The following is a 17,970-nucleotide window of genomic DNA, read 5'->3' as shown; positions in this document are numbered from 1 at the left end:
TCCTCCGCCAGCTCCCTTCCTGGAGACCTTTCATGCACGACGAACGCCGCCGGATCGAGGAGCGCGCCGAGCGCCTCCACAACCAGCGCATCAAGCCCGCGATCTACGCGGCCACCGTCCCCCTGGCGGTCGAGGCCTGGCAGGCGCCGGGCGAGCCGGTCCCGTTCGAGGAGGCCGCGGCCGCCTCGTACGAGCCCTTCGCGATGAACACCCCGTGGGGCCCGCCCTGGGGCACGACCTGGTTCCGGATGCGCGGGCAGGTGCCCGCCGAGTGGGCCGGCAAGCGCGTCGAGGCGGTCATCGACCTCGGCTTCGTGGGCGACTGGCCGGGCAACCAGGCCGAGGCGCTGGTCCACCTCGTCGACGGCACGCCGCTGAAGGCGGTCAACCCGCTCAACCAGTACGTGGCGATCGCCAACCCGGCGACCGGCGGCGAGGAGATCGACTACCTGGTCGAGGCGGCCTCGAACCCGGACATCCTGGCCAACAACTTCGAGGCCCCGACCCCGCTCGGTGACGTGCTGACGGCGGGCGACAAGCCGCTGTACACGTTCCGCAGCGCCGACCTCGCCGTCCTGGACGAGGAGGTCTGGCACCTCGACCTGGACCTTCAGGTGCTGCGCGAACTCATGGTCCACCTCGGCGAGCACGAACCGCGCCGCCACGAGATCATGCACGCCCTCGACCGCGCCCTGGACGCCCTCGACCTGGACGACATCTCCGGCAGCGCCGCCGCCGTCCGCGAGGTGCTGGCGCCCGTCCTGGCCAGGCCCGCCCACGCCAGCGCCCACACCGTCTCCGGCGTCGGCCACGCGCACATCGACTCCGCCTGGCTGTGGCCCATCCGCGAGACCAAGCGCAAGACGTCCCGCACCTTCTCCAACGTGACCTCGCTCGCCGACGAGTACGACGAGTTCATCTTCGCCTGCTCCCAGGCCCAGCAGTACGAGTGGGTGCGCGACAACTACCCCCAGGTGTGGGCGCGCATCCAGGAGTCCGTGAAGAAGGGCCAGTGGGCGCCGGTCGGCGGCATGTGGGTCGAGTCCGACGGCAACCTGCCCGGCGGCGAGGCGGTCGCCCGCCAGTTCGTCCACGGCAAGCGGTTCTTCATCGAGCACTTCGGCATCGAGACCAAGGGCGTCTGGCTGCCGGACTCCTTCGGCTACAACGCCGCCTATCCGCAGCTGGCCAAGCTCGCCGGCAACGAGTGGTTCCTCACCCAGAAGATCTCCTGGAACCAGACCAACAAGTTCCCCCACCACACCTTCTGGTGGGAGGGCATCGACGGCACCCGCATCTTCACCCACTTCCCGCCGGTCGACACCTACAACGCGCGCTTCAGCGGCGAGGAGATGGACCGCGCGGTCCGCAACTACCAGGAGAAGGGCGCCGGTACGCGCTCCCTCGCCCCCTTCGGCTGGGGCGACGGCGGTGGCGGCCCCACCCGCGAGATCATGGAACGGGCCCGTCGGCTGGCCGACCTGGAGGGCTCGCCCAAGGTCGTCGTCGAGCACCCGGACGAGTTCTTCGCCAAGGCCCGCGCGGAGTACCCGGACGCCCCGGTCTGGAACGGCGAGCTCTACCTGGAGCTGCACCGCGCCACCTACACCTCCCAGGCCCGCACCAAGCAGGGCAACCGCCGCAGCGAACACAAGTTGCGCGAGGCCGAGTTGTGGGCGACCACGGCCGCACTGCACGCGCCGGGCTACGCCTACCCGTACGAGAAGCTGGACCGGCTGTGGAAGACGGTGCTGCTGCACCAGTTCCACGACATCCTGCCGGGCTCGTCGATCGCCTGGGTGCACCGCGAGGCCGAGGCCGAATACGCCCGTGTGGCAAAGGAGTTGGAGGTGCTGACGGCCGAGGCCGTCGCCGCGCTTGGCGGTGGCGACACCCGGGTCTTCAACACCAGCCCGTTCGACCGCGCCGAAGTGGTCCGTACGACCGAGGGCGCGCCGGTGTTCGTGCAGGTGCCCGCGAGCGGCAGCGCGCCTCTCGCCGCCGCCGAGCCCGCGCAGCCGGTGACGGTCGACGGCCGTGTCCTCGACAACGGCCTGGTCCGCGTCGAGGTGGCGGAGGACGGAACACTGTCGTCCGTCCTCGATCTGCGGGCGAACCGCGAAGTCCTCGCCGAACAGGGCAACCTGCTCCGCCTGCACACCGACCTCCCCAACTACTGGGACGCCTGGGACATCGACAAGCACTACAAGAACCGCTACACGGACCTGCTGGAGACCGAGTCGGTCACCGTGGTCGAGGCGGACCCGCTGGTCGGCGCGATCCGCGTCGAGCGCTCCTTCGGCAAGGGTTCGAAGATCACCCAGACGATCACCGTCCGCGCCGGCAGCTCCCGGATCGACTTCGAGACCGACATCGACTGGCGCGAGGCCGAGAAGATCCTCAAGGCGGGCTTCCCGGTGGACATCCGGGCGCCGCACTCCTCCGCGGAGATCCAGTTCGGCCACGTCCAGCGGCCCACGCACACCAACACCAGCTGGGAGGCGGCCCGTTTCGAGGTCTCCGGCCACCGCTGGGTGCATATCGCCGAGCCCGGCTACGGCGTCGCGGTCATCAACGACTCCACGTACGGCCACGACGTCTCCCGCACGGTCCGCGAGGACGGCGGCACGACGACCCGCGTCAGCCTCAGCCTGGTCCGCGCCCCGCGCGTCCCGGACCCGGAGGCCGACCAGGGCCGCCACCGCTTCGTCTACTCGCTCCTCCCCGGCGCGAGCATCGAGGACGCCGTCGCCGAGGGCTACGCCCTCAACCTCCCCCTGCGCGTGGCCGATTCGGCGGGCGCACCGGAGCCGGTCGTCTCCGTGGACGGCGACGGCGTGACCGTCGAGGCGGTCAAGCTCGCCGACGACGCGTCGGGCGATGTCGTCGTACGGCTCTACGAGTCCCGCGGCGGCCGCGCCCAGGGCGTGCTGCGCACCGGCTTCCCGCTGGCGGGCGCCCAGGTCACCGACCTGCTGGAGCGGCCGCTGGAGGACGCGGACGTCGCCGACGGCGCGGTGGCCGTCGCCCTCCGTCCCTTCCAGATTCTGACGCTCCGTCTGCAGAGGGGCTGACCCATGCCCATGCAACCCTGGTTCACCGACGCCAAGTTGGGGATCTTCGTCCACTGGGGCATCTACGCCGTCGACGGCGTCCAGGAGTCCTGGTCGTTCTACGACGACATCGTGCCGCACGACCAGTACATGTCCCAGCTGGAGCGCTTCACCGGTGCCAAGTACGACCCGAAGGCCTGGGCGGACCTGTTCGCCCGCGCCGGCGCCAGGTACGCGGTCCTGACGAGCCGTCACCACGACGGCGTGGCCCTGTGGGACACGCAGTACGGCGACCTCAACCTCGGCAAGGACTATCTGTCCGGCTACGCGGAGGCCCTGCGCGAGAAGAACCTCAAGGTCGGCTTCTACTACTCCCACTCCGACTGGAACCACCCCGACTACGCGTCCACCCGCAAGCCGGGCCGCCCGCCCGAGCTGGAGGACAACCGCTACTCGGAGGTCGCGGCCGAGGACGAGGACCTGGACGCCTGGGAGCGGTTCATCGCCTACCGGGACGGCCAGATCCGGGAGTTGGCCTCCCGCTACCGGCCCGACCTGATGTGGTTCGACGGCGAGTGGGACCGCAGCGAGGAGCAGTGGCGCATCCCCGAACTCGCCGCGCTCATCCGCTCGTACGTGCCCCACGTCGTCTTCAACGCCCGCATGCTCAGCGAGGGCGACTACGCCACCCCCGAGCAGGGCGCCCCCATCGTGCCGCCGGACGGCCCCTGGGAGCTGTGCCTGACGATCAACGACTCGTGGGGTTACCAGCACCGCGACGACAACCACAAGTCGCTGTCGCAGCTGGTCCGTTACTTCACGGAGACGATCGGCGGCGGCGGGAACCTGCTGCTCGACGTCGGCCCGATGGAGGACGGCACCATCCCGCAGCCGCAGGTCGAGCGGCTGGAGGGTCTGGGGGAGTGGATCCGCAAGCACGCGGATGCCGTGTACGGGACGGTGCGAGGCCTGCCGGCCGGACACCACTACGGGCCCAGCACCCTGTCCGCCGACCGCCGCACCCTTTACCTCACCCTGTTCGACATCCCCCGCGCCGAGATCGGTGTCCGCGGCCTCGCCACGGCGGTCCGCAGGGTCACCGTGCTCGGCACGGGCACCGAACTCGCCCACCGGGTCGTCGGCGGCCTGCACGAAGCGGTCGGCGTGCTGTGGATCGACCCGCCGGCCGAGACCGACCTCGACCCGCACGCCACCGTGCTCGCCGTAGAACTGGACGGCGAACTGGAGCTGTACCGGGGAGCGGGCCGGTTCTGAGGCCCCGCACAGGTTCGGTGATTCCCATCGACACCTACTCCGCGCCGCCCGCTCCGCGGCCGGCGGAGATGGCGCGGGCGTGGGGGTACCCGGTCGGGGCACCCCCACGCCCATGAGGGGTCGGCTCAGCCGGTGAAGCCGGCCGTGATCGAGGTGAACTGCCAGTTGTTCTGGCTGATGCCGGAGCAGTTGCTCACCACGCCCCCGCCCGGGCAGGGCCGGTCGCGGTTGACCGACCAGAACGCGAGACGGGCGATGTGGTGCGAGTTCGACCAGTCCTTGATCTGGGTCCAGATCGCCGGAGTGGTGGTCTCCTGCTGGTCGGACAGGCCGTTCATGCCGGAGATACCGATGTGGGAGTACGCGGTCGCGTCGTCCCAGCCGAACGTCGACTTCAGCTTGGCCTTCAGGCCCTCCGCCGCGTTCACGGTGTTGCCGTACATGTCGGAGCCGCCGCCGAAGTCGAACGGCATGATCGTGAAGACGTCGATGTTCGCGCCGAGCGACTGAGCCTGCTCGATGAGCCGGTTGCCGTAGTAGGTCGGGCCGGTGGTCGACGTACCGAAGGTGACGATGGTCTTCAGGCCGGGGTTGTTGGCCTTGACCGTCTTCAGGGCGGTGAGGATCCTCGCCTGGACGGCCTCGTTCTCGAATTCGTCGGAGTTCTCGATGTCCATGTCGATCGCCTTGAGCGAGTAGGCGTCGATCACCTTCTGCAGGGCGCCCGCGAGCGCGCTCGCGGAGGAGCAGTTGGCGCCGAGCTTGCTGCCCTGCCAGCCGCCGAACGACGGCACGATGTCACCGCCGGCGGAGCGGATGGAGTTGATCGTGGACTGGTCGACTCCGCCGGTCAGTGGCCGGCTGCCGTCCCAGGCGGGGTTGCAGCCGCCGGAGTCCAGCATGAACGCCATCGTGAACCACTTGATGCCGGTCGCGCTCATCACCGTGCTCGGGCTCGGCGGATCGCCCCAGCCCTCGTACAGATACGGCGCCGCCTGCTTGAAGCCGGTGCCGCCACCGCTGCCCGCGTCCGTCGTCACGCTCACGGAGTTGGAGGACCCGGAGCTGTTGCCGGCCGCGTCCCGAGCCTTGACGGTGAAGGTGTAACCGGTGCTCGGCGACAGCCCGCTGACCGTGGCGGTCGTACCGGACACGCTCAGCACCTGACTGGAGCCGCTGTAGATGTCGTAGGCGGTGACACCCACGTTGTCCGTCGAGGCGTTCCACTTCAGCGACACGCTCGACGACGTCTTGCCCGTGGAGGTCAGTGCGCCCGGTGTGCTCGGCGCCTGGGTGTCCGAGCCGCCGCCACCGCCGGGTCCGTCGAGGCTGATGTCGTCGGCGTAGTAGGTGCCCTGGGCATACCAGCCGTGGACGTAGATCTTCGCGCTGGTCTGCGAGGCGCCGGTCGTGAACGACACTGTCAGCTGGCTGTACGCCGACGGGGACGTCGTCCAGGTGGAGGCGCCGCCGTCCACACCGAGGTAGACGTAGGAGCCGCGCACCCAGCCTTGAAGCGAGTACGTCGTGTTCGGCTGGACCGAGACCGTCTGGCTGCACTGTGCGTTGTCGCTCGAACTCGCCGCCCCCGCAAGGGCCTTGGAGCCGCCGTGCACGGGGGAGGAGACGACCGAGCCGAGGTTGCCGGTGCAGGTCCACGGGGAGAGACTGCCCGACTCGAAGCCGGAGTTGGTCAGGATGTTGGCCGCTTGGGCCGTGCCGGGAAGGGCGATGGCTCCGGCGAGCGCGAGTGCGGCGGAGCCGAGCAGTGCGATCAGTCGACGTCTGTGACGTCTGGGACGTCCGAGTGGGTTGCGCACGCGATCTCCCTGAAGGAATGGGGGTGTTCGGGAGTGCAGAGAGCAGTGCGGAGAGCACTGCCGAGAGGTGCGCAACCAAGTTGGTATGGACCAATCATGGTGTCAAGGTGCTGCGCCATGATTGGTCCAGACCGGTAGGGGGTTTGGGGCCCTAGGTGTATTGACCCGTGAGGTTGGGGACGCGGCTGGCGGGTGGTTGGCCTTTCAGCGCGGTGTGTCCGCGGTGGTGATTGTAGGAGTGGAGCCAGTCGGGGAACGCGTCGCGTCGTTCGGTCTCCGTGCGGTAGGGGCGGGCGTAGGCCCACTCGTCCAGCAGGGTGCGGTTGAAGCGCTCGACCTTGCCGTTCGTTTGCGGCCGGTAGGGGCGTGTTCGCTTGTGGGTGATCCCGGCTGCGGCGAGGGCATCACGCCAGTCGCGTGAGCGGTAGCAGGAGCCGTTGTCGGTCAGCACCCGCTGGACGGTGATCCCGGCCTGGGTGAAGAACGTCTGGGCCCGGCCCCAGAAGGCGGTTGCGGTTTCCTTCTTCTCGTCTGCGTGGATCTCGCTGTAGGCGAGGCGGGAGTGATCGTCGACGGCGTTGTGCAGGTAGCTGTAGCCCACGCCGGAGCGGGTCTTGCGGCCGGCCTGGCGCCCCAGGGTCTTGTGGCCTCCGCCGTCGGGGATGTTGCCGAGCTTCTTGATGTCCACGTGCACCAACTCGCCCGGCGTGGAGCGTTCGTAGCGGCGGATCACCCGCCCGGTGGCACGGTCGAGATGAGCCAGACGGGCCAGCTTGTAGCGGGCCAGGACCCGGTGCACCGTGGACGGGTTCAATCGCAGCAGGTAGGCGATGCGGGCCGGTCCCCAGCGGCGCAGGACACGGACCTTGATGATCCGCCGCTCGGTGCGGGTCGGGGTCCGGTTCGGGCTGTGATGCGCTCTGGACGAGCGGTCGCTCATGCCCGCCGCGCCGAGTTTCCGGTAGCGGTCCGCCCATCGCTGGGCCGTGGTCGGCGAGACCTGGAAGCGTTCGGCGGCCCGGCGCAGGGTCCAGTTGTCCTCGACCACGCAGCGGGCCAGACGCAGACGGCCGGTCTCGCTCAGGGGTGCATTACGGTGGACCACGAGGGCCTTTCTGTTGGTGTAGACGTCGCAATCCACACCGAACCGGAAGGCCCTCACCTGTTCAAGATCCCTCAGCCGAGACCTGCCTCACCCGTCCACAACCTCCCGAGACAGAACACCTAGGCCGGTGTGGCGGCGTGGGTGCCGGCCTCCGAGGTGGAGGCCTCGGTCGGTTCGGCCGTCTGCGCGGGTACGGCCGGCAGCAGGGGCTCCGAATCCTGCGCACGCTGCTGCGGCAGCGTCACCGGCCGCAGCGGCCGCGGCCCCGACACCACCGAGTAGTCCTGCCCCAGGAACGGCGGCGTCATCTCACCCGGGTCCTCGCCGAGCGCCAACTGCACAGCCGCCCAAGGGGCGTTGACACCGCACAGCGAAAGCTGATGCAGGCCGCCCGCCGGACGGGTGTTGACATCCATGAGCACGGGCCGGTCGCCGAACATCCGGAACTGGATGTTGGACAGGTAGTGCAGCCCGAAGCCCTCAGCGATCTGCCGCGCCGGCTCCAACCACTGCTCGTGCAGCGTGAACCCACGCCGACGGCCGTTCTTGGTACGGCCGATGGCCAGGCGGATCTTGTTGTCGGGCCCGGTGAGGCAGTCCACCGACACCTCCGGCTGCTCCAGGCGCGGCATCACCAGCCAGTCGACGGGCTCGTCGGCCTGCTCCAGCGCCTCGACCACCGTGTCCAGCGGCACGTACGGGCTAGGGAAGCCGTTGAGATGCGTGAGCGAGAAGGGGGCGCGCGTGACGATGCGGAAACCCACCCCGCCCGCACCGGACGCCGGCTTGAAGCACGCCTTGTGGCCGCCCGCCTCCAACTCCTCGACAGCCGCGACGAGTTCGTCCGCCGTCCGCACCCGCCACCACGGCGGCACGGGCACGCCGACCGCCTGGACCGCCTCGTACGCGATCACCTTGTCGTGGAAGACGGCCACCGCTTCCGGCGGCGGCGCGAGCAGCGCCGTACCGATCGCCTCGAAGTCGGCGCGGTGCGCCACGACCGCCGCCTGGTGCAGCCGGGGCACGAACACGTCGATGCCGCGCCGCGCGCACTGGTCCAGCGCGAACTCCACGTACGCGGCCGGGGACAGGCCCTCCGGCTCCAGGTCGGCGGTGTCGGCGGCGGCCAGCACGGGGGAGTCCGCGTCACCGTGCGTCGCATGGATCTCCACGGCGCGATCGCTGGGATTTCGCCGCAGCTGATCCATGAAGAAGACGTTCTCCGCGTACGTGCGGTTGAGCCAGACGCGTACGCGGTGGACCATGCAGGCCGCCTTTCACGGTTCGCGGGCAGGGCGGAGCGGCCCGTGCCCGGGCAGGGGGGTTGGAGGATCACCAAACCGCCCCTGTGTGAAGGGCGTTCACGGACGGTGGTGTTGGGCCGATCATACGGCTTCGCAGAGGCCGAACGTGCAACGTGCGTGTTACGGATTCTCCGATCTTGCCGCCTTGTCGGGGAACCGGGAGATGTGTTCTCGTGGTGCCGTTCGTGAGTGCGCAGGGTGTACGGAGGGGGCGAGAGGTGACGTCGACGGCCGGTGGCGCAGGACAGCTGCTCGCGATCAGCGACCTGCACATCGGATACGCCGAGAACCGCGCCCTGGTCGAGGAGATGCGCCCCGAGTCGGACGAGGACTGGCTGCTCGTGGCCGGCGACGTCTCGGAGACCGTGTCCGACATCCACTGGGCCCTGAAAACCCTCGCGAGCCGCTTCCGCAAGGTCGTCTGGGCGCCGGGCAACCACGAGCTGTGGACCCATCCGAAGGACCCCGTCACGCTGCGTGGCGTCGCCCGCCACGAGCACCTGGTCACCCTGTGCCGCGAGCTCGGCGTGATCACACCCGAGGACCCCTACCCGGTGTGGGAGGGCCCCGACGGCCCCGTGGCCGTCGCACCGCTCTTCCTCCTCTACGACTACTCGTTCCTGCCGGACGGCTGCGTGACCAAGGAACAGGGGCTGGAGTACGCGCACGGGACCGGCATCGTGTGCACCGACGAGTACCTGCTGCACCCCGACCCCTACCCGAGCCGCGAGGCCTGGTGCCGCGCCCGGGTCGCCGAGACCGAACGCAGGCTCGCCGAGCTGCCCGCCGACCTGCCCACCGTCCTCGTCAACCACTACCCCCTGGACCGGCACCCCTGCGACGTCCTGTGGCACCCCGAGTTCGCCATGTGGTGCGGCACCGGGCTGACCGCGGACTGGCACCGCCGCTTCCATGTCGAGACCATGGTCTACGGGCACCTGCACATCCCGCGGACCACCTGGCACGAGGGTGTCCGCTTCGAGGAGGTGTCCGTCGGCTACCCCCGCGAGTGGCGCAAGCGGACCGAGCCGCCGGGGCGACTGCGCCGCGTACTGCCGAAGGAGGTCGGGGTCGGGTGATCGAGGAGCTGCTGCCGGACGAGGTGGTGGCCGTGGAGGTGCACGGCGACGACGGAAGCGAGCCCGCTCCGCTGTACCCCGAGGAGGCCGAGGTCGTGGCCCGGGCCGTCGAGAAGCGCCGCCGCGAGTTCGCCCTCGTGCGGGCCTGCGCGCGCCGGGCCATGGAGAAGCTCGGCGTGCCGCCCCAACCCCTCGTGCCCGGCGAACGCGGGGCACCCGGCTGGCCGCCCGGCCTGGTCGGCAGCATGACCCACTGCGACGGCTACTGCGCCGCCGCCCTGGTCCGCGCCACCGACCTGGCCTCCCTCGGCATCGACGCCGAACCCCACGAGCCGCTCCCGGAAGGCGTCCTCGACGCCGTGTCCCTGCCCGGCGAACGGGCCGGACTGCACCGCCTGGCGGGCCGGCACCCCGAGATCCACTGGGACCGGCTCCTGTTCAGCGCCAAGGAGTCCGTCTACAAGGCGTGGTTCCCCCTCACCGGTCAATGGCTGGAGTTCACGGAAGCCGACATCGAGGTGTCCGTCGACCCCGGCGGACATCCGCACGGCCGCTTCCGCGCCGAACTCCTCGTCCCCGGCCCGCTGGTCGGCGGCCGGCGGCTCGGCCACTTCGAGGGCCGGTGGACCGTCCAGCGGGGGCTGGTGGCGACGGCGATCACCGTGACACACACCCCCTGAGCCCCCGCCCGACGGCCGTCACGGCTCCGGGCACCAGCTCTGCAGCAGCCGGAAGAACTCCTCCTCGTTGCCCGCCAGCCCCGCTGCCGCCAGTGCCTGCTCCGCCTCGGCGAGCACGGAGGGCGGCACGACGGGTGGTCGCAGATCGCCGGGCGGACCGTCGAAGGCGGCTCGTACGGTGTGCAACAGACGCAGGTAGGCCTGAACGGCGGTTCGCTCGCGGTCGGTCAGTACGGCTGTGGGCATCGGTCGGCTCTCCCCGTGTCGGCGTCGTAGGTCACGCACCCGTAGGCGCGCACGCCCCGCACAGAGGGGCGCAACTCCAGCTTGCCGCCCGCCACTGACAATCGGGTTTCCGCCCGCGTCGGTTCGCCCGCTTAGCGGAGGCGAAACGTCCCCGAAATCCCTTGTGGGAAAGCCGTCCTACGCTGGATGGCGAGGGCTTTCGGCCGCTTCTCGGGCGGCCACGGAACGGGAGGCAAGTACGTGGTCGACGTCCCGCCCCGGCGCCCCGTGCGCGCCGTACGGCTGCGCCCGGTGGGCGACGGAGAACTCGAATTGCAGTACCGCTCCGTGCACGGCTACCGGCGCGCCTTTCGCATGGCGGGCGAGGGCCCGCCACTGGTGCTCATCCACGGCATCGGGGACTCGTCGGCGACGTGGGCGGAACTGATCCCCGACCTCGCCCGCACGCACACCGTGATCGCCCCCGATCTGCTCGGGCACGGCGCCTCGGACAAGCCGCGCGCCGACTACTCGGTGGCCGCGTACGCGAACGGCGTGCGGGACCTGCTCACCACCCTCGGCATCGAATCGGCGACGCTGGTCGGGCACTCGCTGGGCGGGGGCGTGGCCATGCAGTTCGCCTACCAGTTCCCCGAACGCACGGAACGGCTCATCCTGGTCAGCGCGGGCGGCGTCGGCCGCGAGGTCAACCCCGTGCTGCGCCTGGTCTCCCTGCCCGGCGCGCACCTGATGCTGTCCAGTCTCCGGCTGCCCGGCATGCGGCTCCAAGTGGGCCTCGCGGTCCGCCTGATGAGGCTCCTGGACACCGACCTCGGCCAGGACGCCCCCGAACTGCTCACCCTCGTCGACGCCCTGCCGGACGAGACCTCCCGCAACGCCTTCATCCGCACCCTGCGCGCGGTCGTCGACTGGCGCGGCCAGGTCGTCACCATGCTCGACCGGTGCTACTTGACCGAGGGCATGCCGACCATGCTGCTGTGGGGCGACCGCGACAGCGTGGTGCCCGTGCGGCACGCCTACGGGGCGCACGAGGCGATGCCGGGCAGCCGACTCGAGATATTCGAGGGCGCGGGCCACTTCCCGTTCCACAGCGACCCGGCGCGGTTCGTGTCGCTGATCGAGGAGTTCACGGCGACCACGACCCCGGCCGACTGGAGCCGCGAGCACTGGCGCGAACTCCTGTGCGAAGGTCGCCCGGGCAGCAGCGCGGGGCGGCCCGACACGGCTCGGAATCGGGCGGTGGAGCTGGATCTGAAGGAGGCCAGTGAGCGTAGTGCTACGTGAGGGGGCTGGCGAGGGCGTAGTGCTGTGTGACATGCCACTGCCCACTCGACCGAAAACCGCTCACCCCTACGGCCCCAAGTACCCCAACGAAGCCTCGATCCGCCCCGCCAGATGATCCCGCTGCACCGGCCCCCGCACCCCCGAACCCGCCAGCCAGGTACGGCACTTGCAGGCGAGGAGCAGACCGAAGGTCTCGGCCTCCTTCTCCTCGGCGAGGTCGAAACGGCTGCGGGCGGCCACGGTGCGGACGGTGGCGCTCAGGTCGGCGTCGTCGCTGAGCAGGCGGGCCGCCACCCTGGCGCCCTCGACGTGATGGCCGCAGTGCCCGGCCTTCATGTGCCACAGCTCGTGGCCGAGGATCACCAACTGGTGGTCCGGCGCGGTCCGTTCCTCGATCACGACGAGGTCCTGGTCGGCCATGTCCAGCCACAGCCCGCTCGCGGTCCCGGTCGGGAAGGCGGCCGTACGGAAGTGGACCGGGCGGCCGCGGCGCCGGCTCATCGCGTCGCACAGCGCGCCGTACAGGTCGTCGGGGCGCGCCGGGGCGGCAAGCGTGAGTTCCGCGACCAACTCCCCGCACAGGCGGCGCATTTCCCTTCCCATGCCCACAGCTCTCCCCAAGCTCACGACTCGGGCCGCTTGACGCTCTCCAGGAGCATGTCCAGCCACTCCGCCACCTTGTCGCGGTGCTGGTCGGTGGGCAGTTGTGCGGCCCGCCAGGCGATCCCGCGGACGCCGTGGTCCTGCAACAGCCGCTCCAGCGGGTCGTCGACGGCCGCGGCCGCCTCCCGTTCGGCGAGCTTCTGCAGGAGTTCCTGCTCGGTGCTCTGCAGGACGCCGGTGAGAGCCTCGGGGTCCTCCGCCGTGAGGAATCCGGCGTGCACCCGGAAGAAGCGCTGGATGGCGTCGCAGTGCTCCATGGTGGGGCGCCGGTCGCCGTTGATGAGCGCGCCCGCCTGCTGTCGCGACATGCCCGCGCCGTCGGCGATCTCCTGCTGTGTGTACTTGCGCCCGTTGGGCTTGAGCCGGGTGCGGCGCAGGAGGTTCAGCCGTTGCAGGAACCGCGCCTGCACGTCGGGCTCGCCCGCCGGACGGCCGCTCAGCAGGGCCCTGACCACGGGCTCGGGGACGCCCGAGGCGGCGGACAGACGGCCGGTGTCGAAGACCTCCGCGTGCGGTACGCCGAGCCGGTCGGCGAGCGCGGTGACGCGAGCGACGACGGCCTGTAGCGCAGCGGTCGTCGCCGTGGTGCCCGGACCCTCGAAGCCATCCGTCACCGACAGATCTCCTACGTTTCTCACAGGCTTCTCACAAGCCGTTGCCGTGAACTCGACGGAGATTACCGGGTAGTTCGAACTCGTATCCAGGTGTCGCCACAACTGTGGCCAATTTCGGCCGTCAACCAGCACGAAATGCCACGATAGTTGACACGACTTGCGTCGGGGCCGCAGGATCAAGGCGCCGCGTGAAGGCCGCATAGGCAAGAGGGGTGACCTCCCGATGGCGTATCAGGCAGGAGGGCAGCGGTCGGTACCGCGGCCCGTCCCCGAGAGTCTCGACGCCCAGGCGTATCTGCAGGATTACGCCGCCCTCCTGGAGGCAGTCCCCTTTCCGTCCGTCGTTCTCGACCACCGCTGGGACGTTGTTCTCTCCAACAATGCTTTCGCGTCACTTTTCCGTGAGGTGAGCCCGCATCCGACGGCCATGCCGGGCGACAACTTCCTCAGATTCGTTCTGTTCCACCCGGACGCGGGCACGGTCCTCGGCGAGCACGAGTCGAGCTGGTGCCTGCCGATGCTGGCGCATTTCGCGGCCGCCGTCGAGCAGTACGGCCACGACCACGGACTGCAGTCCATCCGCCGCGACATCGCCCTGGACCCGATCATGGAGGCCGCCTACCGGCAGGGTCTGCCGCACTGGATCCGCGCGGTCGGCGAACAGGCCGTGGAGCACGACGGCGCCGTGCGCCCCCTGATGCACCCCGATCCGCGCTGGGGCGTGACCGACTGCCGGGTGGTGGGCGAGACGCCGAGGACGCTGCAGGACATGGGGTACACGCGGATGACGCTGGTCCTGCGGGAGGCGCGCCGCGAGCGCCCCAGGGTCCGCAAGGCACGGCACACGGCGGCGCACTTGAGGGTCGTGCCGGCTCCCGAGGCCTGACCGCCCCCACCTCCCACTCTGATCGTCACCGCCATCAGTGCGGTGAGATCACCAGGACGAGCGGGATGTCCCGGCAGGGGACCAGTCGCAGACCTCGGAATCGTCCGGGCCGCGCCCGCTCCAGTACGGCGGCGAAGTCCGGTCCCTTGGTGAGGGATCCGGCGAGATGGGCGGGGTCGGCGGAGGCCGTCACCCGGCCGCGCGCGTTCACCAGGTGGGCCGGGCCGGGCAGTTGGCGCAGCATCGGCATCACGGCCGCCTCGAAGTGCCGTAGATACACGTCCGCCGCGGCCACTCCCGCGAACCGTCCCTCCATCCGCACCGGCGCGGACAGCGTGAGGCTGTACTCGTCGGAGCAGAGATAGTCGACGTAGGGGCCGGCCACCGCGCGCTCCCCGGTGTCACGGGGGAGGGCGAACCAGTCCCAGTGCGTGTAGTCCGCGTACGCCGACTGCTGGGGATCGAGGTCGAGGAGCAGCGGCCGTACGTCGCCGTCCGAACCGCTCTGCCACCACTCCAGCCAGGCCGGTACGTCGCTGAGCAGCCCCGGTGCGGCGACGAAGCCGACGCCGGACACCAACTCGTGGCGGGCCAGGCGCAGATGGAGCCCCGGACGCAGTGCGGCGAGGTCCACGGTCGCGGGGCGGCGGCCCTCGGCGGCCACCCGGTCCAGCAGCTGAGCCGTGTCGGCGCCGGTGGCGGCCACGGCGTCGAACACGCTCTCCAGAGCGGAGCGGACGCCTGCCGCGACCGACCTCTCCGGTGCCGTGCCGACTGCTGCCGTCGCGAGGCTCATGCGCGCCCTCCAGCGGACGGGAACCGGGCGCGGCGCGACCCCTACAGGGTCAGGCGCAGGGTGATGAGCCGCGCCATGGACTCCTGGACGCACCGCTCGGCCAGCTCCCTGGCCGTTTCGTGGGCCCCATCCTGCACCGCCGAGATTACGGAGCGGTGACGGTCCGCCACCTCTTCACGATATGCGTCGTCCCCGAGCACAAGACACAGCACCGCCCCGATCTCGGTCTGCAGCGCGACCTGTTCCCGGGTCAGGCGGGCCGACTGCGCGGCGGCGGCCAGCTCCACATGAAAGCGGCCGTAGACCCGACTGCGCGCCGCCGCGTCCGCCGCCTGCGTCAACTCCTCGGCCGTACGCCTGAGTTGTGCGAGGTCGTCCGGCTCCGTGCGCTCGGCGGCGAGCCGGGCCGCCGTACCCGACAGGGCGGCCCAGTGGTCGCCGAGGTCGCGCAGCTCCTCGGTGCTCCAGCCGCGCAGCCGCACCTTGAGCCGCTCCTCGCCGGGCACCTCGGGCAGCGAGACGAAGGAGCCTCCGCCGCGGCCCCGGCGAGTGGTGACCAGACCCTGCTGGCGCAGCGCCATCAGCGCCTCCCGCAGGGTCACGGTGGACACGCCGAGCTGCCCGGCCAGCTCGCTCTCGCCGGGCAGCTGCTCCCCGTCGGCGAGCAGTCCGAGCTCGATGGCGTCGCCGATCCGCCGGACGACCGCGTCGACGCGCGCCCGGTTGTCCACCGGGGTGAAGACGGCTCTGCGGGCGCCGCCGTTCATCTGCTGCTGCTTCACGGCCACCACCTTGTGCGTTGACTCAAGCTTTACCTTAAGGGGGACTTGAGATTTGAACTATGACTTCATATCTTTCCGTTCAACGTACGAGTGCGCCAGAAAGGTTCCCGTCCATGGAGGGAATTGCGATCCGGCTGCAGGATCTGCGGAAGTCGTTCGGGGAGACGACCGCCGTGGCCGGGGTCGACCTGGAGATCCGGGACGGGGAGTTCTTCTCGATGCTCGGCCCCTCCGGCTCCGGCAAGACCACGGTCCTGCGCCTGATCGCCGGGTTCGAGATCCCCACCGCGGGCCGCATCGAACTCGCCGGCCAGGAGGTCACCGGCCTCGCCCCCTTCGAACGGGACGTGCACACCGTCTTCCAGGACTACGCCCTGTTCCCGCACATGACCGTCGAGCAGAACGTCGCCTACGCCCTCAAGATCCGCAGAGTCCCCAAGGCCGAACGCCTGGTCCGCGCCCGCAAGGCCCTGATCGAGGTCCGCCTCGAAGGCTTCGGCAAACGGCGCCCCGCCCAGCTCTCCGGCGGCCAGCGCCAACGTGTCGCCCTGGCCCGCGCCCTCGTCGGCCGCCCCCGCGTGCTGCTGCTCGACGAACCTCTCGGCGCCCTCGACCTCAAACTGCGCGAGCAGATGCAGGTCGAGCTCAAGGAGCTCCAGCGCGAGGTCGGCATCACCTTCGTCTTCGTCACCCACGACCAGCAGGAAGCCCTGACGATGAGCGACCGCATCGCCGTCTTCGACCAGGGCCGCATCCAGCAGGTCGGCACCCCCGCCGAGATCTACGAACGCCCCGTGACCCCCTTCGTCGCCTCCTTCGTCGGCACCTCCAACCTGCTCGAGGGCGAGTCCGCCCAACGCGTCGTCGGCACCCCCGGCATCTACAGCATCCGTCCCGAGAAGATCCGCGTGCTCAAGGAGTCCGCGGAGGCAGACGAGCCCGAACACGCCACTGCCACCGGCACCGTCGCCGAGGTCGTCTACCTGGGAGACGCGACCCGCTTCCTCGTCGACCTCGACGCCGGCGGCCGCCTCACCGCCCTCCAGCAGAACCTGGAGACCTCCGCCGAGGACGTGGCCGCCTACCGCGGCACCCGGGTGCGCCTGCGATGGCACCGCCGCCACACGGTCCAGGTCCCGGACACCCGCTGAAGCCCTCTTCCCGTAGGGAGAACGTCGTGCGTCTCACCCGAACCCTCCAGGTCGCGGCTTCGGCCGTCACGCTGCTGCTCGTCGCCACCGCCTGCGGATCCTCCGGCTCCGGCGGCGGCTCCTCGGCCACCGGCCTCAACCCCCCTGATCTCAAGGCCCCTTCGAAGCTCGGCAAGACCGAGGGCACGGTCAATCTCATCGCCTGGGCCGGCTATGTCGAGGACGGCTCCAACGACCCCAAGGTCGACTGGGTCACCGACTTCGAGAAGCAGACCGGCTGTCAGGTCAACTCCAAGGTCGCGGCCAGCTCCGACGAGATGGTCAAACTGATGAAGACCGGCGAGTACGACGCCGTCTCCGCCTCCGGCGACGCGTCCCTGCGCCTCATCGCCTCCGGTGACGCGGCCCCCGTCAACACCAAGCTCGTGCCCAACTACAAGGACATCTTCGCCGGCTTGAAGGACGGCGCCTGGAACTCCGTGGACGGCCAGATGTACGGCATCCCGCACGGCCGCGGCGCCAACCTGCTGATGTACAACACCCAGAAGGTCACGCCCGCGCCGACCTCCTGGGCCGCGGTCTTCGACGACGCGTCCAAGTACAAGGGCCACGTCACCGCGTACGACTCGCCGATCTACATCGCCGACGCGGCGCTGTATCTCAAGGCCACCAAGCCCGAGTTGAAGATCAAGGACCCCTACGCGCTCGACCAGAAACAGTTCGACGCCGCCGTCGCCCTGCTGAAGCAGCAGAACGCGGACATCGGCGAGTACTGGAGCGACTACCTCAAGGAGATCTCCGCCTTCAAGAGCGGCGACTCCGTCGTCGGCACCACCTGGCAGGTCATCGCGAACCTCACCGCCGAGGAGGGCGCCAAGGTCAAGGCCTTCGTACCCAAAGAGGGTTCGACCGGCTGGTCCGACACCTGGATGGTCTCGGCCAAGGCCAAGCACCCCAACTGCGCCTACAAATGGTTGAACTGGATCGTCTCGCCGAAGGTCAACGCCCAGGTCGCCGAGTACTTCGGCGAGGCGCCCGCCAACTCCAAGGCCTGCGACCTCACCAGCGACAAGACCTTCTGCACGACGTACCACGCCGCCGACGAGAGCTACTGGAAGAACATCGCCTTCTGGAACACGCCCATCGAGCAGTGCCTCGACGGCCGGACCGACGTCAAGTGCGTGCCGTACGCCAAGTGGGTCCAGGCCTGGACCGAGATCAAGGGCTGAGCA

General features: G+C 70.0%; 16 protein-coding genes. 8 read left to right on the top strand and 8 right to left on the bottom strand.

Features of this window, described 5'->3' with window-relative positions:
• Positions 1–32 precede the first annotated feature (32 nt).
• Together OG303_RS10995 and OG303_RS10990 are read left to right on the top strand one after the other, a co-directional pair.
• Positions 33–3,074: an alpha-mannosidase gene (locus OG303_RS10995; protein ID WP_405867327.1), complete on the top strand. Its 3,042-nt coding sequence runs from the start codon at positions 33–35 to the stop codon at positions 3,072–3,074.
• A 3-nt stretch (positions 3,075–3,077) separates the two neighbouring features.
• Complete coding sequence (locus tag OG303_RS10990; protein WP_405867325.1) at positions 3,078–4,328, top strand: alpha-L-fucosidase; 1,251 nt, start codon at positions 3,078–3,080, stop codon at positions 4,326–4,328.
• A gap of 125 nt (positions 4,329–4,453) precedes the next feature.
• Here OG303_RS10990 and OG303_RS10985 read toward each other — a convergent pair whose 3' ends face one another.
• The 3 genes from OG303_RS10985 to OG303_RS10975 form a co-directional block, all read right to left on the bottom strand.
• Positions 4,454–6,148: a carbohydrate binding domain-containing protein gene (locus tag OG303_RS10985; RefSeq protein WP_405867323.1), complete on the bottom strand. Its 1,695-nt coding sequence runs from the start codon at positions 6,146–6,148 to the stop codon at positions 4,454–4,456.
• Positions 6,149–6,299: 151 nt separating this feature from the next.
• Positions 6,300–7,253: an IS481 family transposase gene (locus tag OG303_RS10980; protein ID WP_405867321.1), complete on the bottom strand. Its 954-nt coding sequence runs from the start codon at positions 7,251–7,253 to the stop codon at positions 6,300–6,302.
• 119 nt (positions 7,254–7,372) lie between these two features.
• Positions 7,373–8,518 (bottom strand): ATP-grasp domain-containing protein, encoded by a 1,146-nt coding sequence (locus OG303_RS10975; RefSeq protein WP_405867319.1) that lies wholly within the window; start codon positions 8,516–8,518, stop codon positions 7,373–7,375.
• Between the two features lie 257 nt (positions 8,519–8,775).
• Between OG303_RS10975 and OG303_RS10970 the strand changes: the two genes are divergently transcribed.
• Entirely contained in the window at positions 8,776–9,636 is an 861-nt protein-coding gene (locus tag OG303_RS10970; protein ID WP_405867317.1) for a metallophosphoesterase family protein, read from the top strand.
• A complete protein-coding gene (locus tag OG303_RS10965; protein WP_405867315.1) occupies positions 9,633–10,316 on the top strand; it encodes a 4'-phosphopantetheinyl transferase in 684 nt (227 codons plus the stop codon). The genes OG303_RS10970 and OG303_RS10965 overlap by 4 nt, the downstream gene beginning before the upstream one ends.
• A gap of 18 nt (positions 10,317–10,334) precedes the next feature.
• On the opposite strand, the gene OG303_RS10960 is transcribed toward OG303_RS10965, so the two are convergent.
• A complete protein-coding gene (locus OG303_RS10960) occupies positions 10,335–10,562 on the bottom strand; it encodes a hypothetical protein (RefSeq protein WP_405867313.1) in 228 nt (75 codons plus the stop codon).
• Between the two features lie 240 nt (positions 10,563–10,802).
• On the opposite strand from OG303_RS10960, the gene OG303_RS10955 reads away from it, so the two are divergent.
• On the top strand, positions 10,803–11,846 hold the full coding sequence (locus tag OG303_RS10955; RefSeq protein WP_405877183.1) for an alpha/beta fold hydrolase: 1,044 nt from the start codon (positions 10,803–10,805) through the stop codon (positions 11,844–11,846).
• A gap of 66 nt (positions 11,847–11,912) precedes the next feature.
• Here the strand turns inward: OG303_RS10955 and OG303_RS10950 are convergent, their stop codons facing one another.
• Both OG303_RS10950 and OG303_RS10945 read right to left on the bottom strand, forming a co-directional pair.
• Positions 11,913–12,437 carry a toxin-antitoxin system, toxin component gene (locus tag OG303_RS10950; protein ID WP_405877181.1) on the bottom strand — a complete coding sequence of 175 codons (525 nt, stop codon included), beginning with the start codon at positions 12,435–12,437 and terminating at the stop codon, positions 11,913–11,915.
• A gap of 32 nt (positions 12,438–12,469) precedes the next feature.
• Positions 12,470–13,123: a helix-turn-helix domain-containing protein gene (locus tag OG303_RS10945; protein ID WP_405867311.1), complete on the bottom strand. Its 654-nt coding sequence runs from the start codon at positions 13,121–13,123 to the stop codon at positions 12,470–12,472.
• A 223-nt stretch (positions 13,124–13,346) separates the two neighbouring features.
• Here OG303_RS10945 and OG303_RS10940 point away from each other — a divergent pair, with 223 nt between their 5' ends.
• Complete coding sequence (locus tag OG303_RS10940; protein ID WP_405867309.1) at positions 13,347–14,009, top strand: hypothetical protein; 663 nt, start codon at positions 13,347–13,349, stop codon at positions 14,007–14,009.
• Between the two features lie 34 nt (positions 14,010–14,043).
• Here OG303_RS10940 and OG303_RS10935 read toward each other — a convergent pair whose 3' ends face one another.
• Together OG303_RS10935 and OG303_RS10930 are read right to left on the bottom strand one after the other, a co-directional pair.
• Entirely contained in the window at positions 14,044–14,805 is a 762-nt protein-coding gene (locus tag OG303_RS10935) for a cache domain-containing protein (protein ID WP_405867307.1), read from the bottom strand.
• 41 nt (positions 14,806–14,846) lie between these two features.
• Positions 14,847–15,572: a FadR/GntR family transcriptional regulator gene (locus OG303_RS10930; RefSeq protein ID WP_405877179.1), complete on the bottom strand. Its 726-nt coding sequence runs from the start codon at positions 15,570–15,572 to the stop codon at positions 14,847–14,849.
• Positions 15,573–15,700: 128 nt separating this feature from the next.
• Between OG303_RS10930 and OG303_RS10925 the strand changes: the two genes are divergently transcribed.
• Both OG303_RS10925 and OG303_RS10920 read left to right on the top strand, forming a co-directional pair.
• Positions 15,701–16,738 (top strand): ABC transporter ATP-binding protein, encoded by a 1,038-nt coding sequence (locus tag OG303_RS10925; protein ID WP_405867305.1) that lies wholly within the window; start codon positions 15,701–15,703, stop codon positions 16,736–16,738.
• Positions 16,739–16,764: 26 nt separating this feature from the next.
• Positions 16,765–17,967, top strand: a complete 1,203-nt coding sequence (locus OG303_RS10920) for an ABC transporter substrate-binding protein (protein ID WP_405867303.1) — start codon at positions 16,765–16,767, stop codon at positions 17,965–17,967.
• The last annotated feature ends 3 nt before the right edge of the window (positions 17,968–17,970 follow it).

The sequence above is a fragment of the Streptomyces sp. NBC_00005 genome (assembly GCF_045160215.1).
Classification (GTDB): domain Bacteria; phylum Actinomycetota; class Actinomycetes; order Streptomycetales; family Streptomycetaceae; genus Streptomyces.
Note: the sequence above shows the minus strand (reverse complement) of the source record. Positions and strands in the feature narration are given on the sequence as shown.

Bases quoted from the DNA above. Each gene is read 5' to 3' on its own strand.
- OG303_RS10960 (WP_405867313.1), bottom strand. From the start codon at position 10,562: ATGCCCACAGCCGTACTGACCGACCGCGAGCGAACCGCCGTTCAGGCC.
- OG303_RS10930 (WP_405877179.1), bottom strand. From the start codon at position 15,572: ATGAACGGCGGCGCCCGCAGAGCCGTCTTCACCCCGGTGGACAACCGG.
- OG303_RS10950 (WP_405877181.1), bottom strand. From the start codon at position 12,437: ATGCGCCGCCTGTGCGGGGAGTTGGTCGCGGAACTCACGCTTGCCGCC.
- OG303_RS10990 (WP_405867325.1), top strand. From the start codon at position 3,078: ATGCCCATGCAACCCTGGTTCACCGACGCCAAGTTGGGGATCTTCGTC.
- OG303_RS10975 (WP_405867319.1), bottom strand. From the start codon at position 8,518: ATGGTCCACCGCGTACGCGTCTGGCTCAACCGCACGTACGCGGAGAAC.
- OG303_RS10940 (WP_405867309.1), top strand. From the start codon at position 13,347: ATGGCGTATCAGGCAGGAGGGCAGCGGTCGGTACCGCGGCCCGTCCCC.
- OG303_RS10935 (WP_405867307.1), bottom strand. From the start codon at position 14,805: ATGAGCCTCGCGACGGCAGCAGTCGGCACGGCACCGGAGAGGTCGGTC.
- OG303_RS10925 (WP_405867305.1), top strand. From the start codon at position 15,701: ATGGAGGGAATTGCGATCCGGCTGCAGGATCTGCGGAAGTCGTTCGGG.
- OG303_RS10995 (WP_405867327.1), top strand. From the start codon at position 33: ATGCACGACGAACGCCGCCGGATCGAGGAGCGCGCCGAGCGCCTCCAC.